The sequence below is a fragment of the Psychromonas sp. MB-3u-54 genome, from assembly GCF_002836415.1.
GTDB lineage: Bacteria > Pseudomonadota > Gammaproteobacteria > Enterobacterales > Psychromonadaceae > Psychromonas.
Genome location: NZ_PJBP01000018.1, coordinates 1 through 1,939, shown reverse-complemented (window position 1 = coordinate 1,939; position 1,939 = coordinate 1). Strand labels below are relative to the sequence as shown.

Here is a 1,939-nt window from a genome sequence, read left to right as displayed (position 1 = left end):
TATTTATTACCTGCAAGTAAACAAAGGTAACTAAAGACTAGCCCATTGCGTAAATATCCGCCAATAATGATGGGTGGCTATGAATTAATGATGGGTGGCTATGAATTATTGTGGCTATGAATTATTCCGCGATTATGGTTTCTTGCGGGGTAACGCGAAAAAGCTACGACGACGCATACAATTACTGCTCATTACCACCTATCACTGGATACCATCCGTGAGTAAACCAAGCATGCCAGCATGAAATGAAGTGTGTCGGGGTAACACGAGTGACCTAGCCGCAAGGAAATAGTATAAGGATAATGGCCACCACTAATAACAGGAGTCAATGCGAATAAGAAGCAAACATGAACTAACACCTTGATAAAGTTGAACTCTCAACCTTATCCCAGCTTCACTCGCCTTTAAAAAAGCAACAAGGCGAAACACCAGCCAATACAGATCCCACAATTTACTATAAATAAGTAGGCACGGGCTTGTTCAACAACCAGATAAGGTGTCGGCTGCGCGACATCTATCCTTATTTGTTAGCACTAATTACTTTGAGTAAGTTCATTTACAGCTTCTTTTAATGCTTTTGTTATGCCTATATCTCGGTCAGAACCAGGAATTTTATCAAGAATTTCTTTATTAGGATGCCCAAGAGTAGTAAACACACTTACCAAATTTGCTTTAATACCCATAGCAGCAACAATTTCCTGAAAAGCTAATGCAGCTTGAGTTGAGTTAGATGCAAGGTTTATTACCTTGGCATGTTGAGAAGAAACACCAACATTTACTGCTTCTTCAACTATTTTCTGAATGCGTTTGTACTCTAATTTTATTTCACGTGATTTTGACCACTCTAAGTAAACAAAATGAGCGCAAACCAAAAATCCGATTCCTGCAAATGCTTCCAACATAATATTCAATATCCTCGATATGACTTTAGTGCTAACGCCGCAATAAGCGGACTAAAGTTGTGGGTTATAATGTAAAGCGGAGCGAAACGTAACCCACTGTTTTAGTTCCGTTTAATTGCCTTGTTAGCTATTTATTACGATGATAACTATTAAAATGCCCAGAAACACCATTTCTAGAGTTTTTTGATAGTTCGTCGTGTCTATCTCTGTAATGAAAATAAAGTTCGTCAACTAAATCAATACATGCACTGAGTGCTTCATTTACTTCTTTTACTACAATGCTATAAATTTTATCTCTCGAATATTCATAAATTTCAACTAAATTATAACCATCCCCATTAATGTCAGCTTTATGTCCCTCTAACCACGAGATACTTTTAAAAAGCTGATCATCGCCAGTATATAAATCACAAAAACCTTTGTGGGCTCTTTCATTACGATCTAGTCGGAGCGGAGTTCCAGTGCTATCAAGTACTTTTAAACTAGATAGAATTTCTTTATGGTTATCTCTGAGGTCTTTTTTCAGTTGTTTTATATTTAGTCTATTATCTGGAATTTTAAGTTCTAGAACCTCATTTACAAAATGGAAAGCTATATCACGTAAACTCGCGAACCGAAATAGAGTTAAATCTACAATCGATTTTAGCCAGTCATGCCTATTAATATCTTTTACGGAAGATTTTATAGGGATATTTTCGACACCAAGCATTTGCGGAATGACTCTTAAATCTACAAATTGTTGTTCAAGGGCATCAAACCTTACTTGGGTAAGATGAGCATAAGCCATATGCGGATCAGCCTCAGAAAACTCTTCCCAATTTTTATACGGATGATCATGCAGGAAATACATATTTATAGAGTCATAAAGAACACCTTTAAAAGTTGACTCGTCTAAATCCCACCAATAATACTCTTTACTCATGACTCTCCAAGGTAACGAAGATAGCTAACGCCATGCTAAGCGGACTAAAATAGTGGGTTAAAATGTGGAGCGAAGCGAAACATAACCCACTGTTTTTTTGTTCCGTTTAAATGCT

2 protein-coding genes are annotated in these 1,939 nt (G+C 36.9%); both read right to left on the bottom strand.

All coding sequences use genetic code 11. The features are described 5' to 3' along the window. Window positions 1-533: 533 nt before the first annotated feature. On the bottom strand, window positions 534-902 hold the full coding sequence (locus CXF72_RS00340) for a hypothetical protein (protein ID WP_101036056.1): 369 nt from the start codon (window positions 900-902) through the stop codon (window positions 534-536). A 127-nt stretch (window positions 903-1,029) separates the two neighbouring features. Continuing rightward, a complete protein-coding gene (locus tag CXF72_RS00335; RefSeq protein WP_101036055.1) occupies window positions 1,030-1,824 on the bottom strand; it encodes a Cthe_2314 family HEPN domain-containing protein in 795 nt (264 codons plus the stop codon). Window positions 1,825-1,939: the final 115 nt, after the last annotated feature.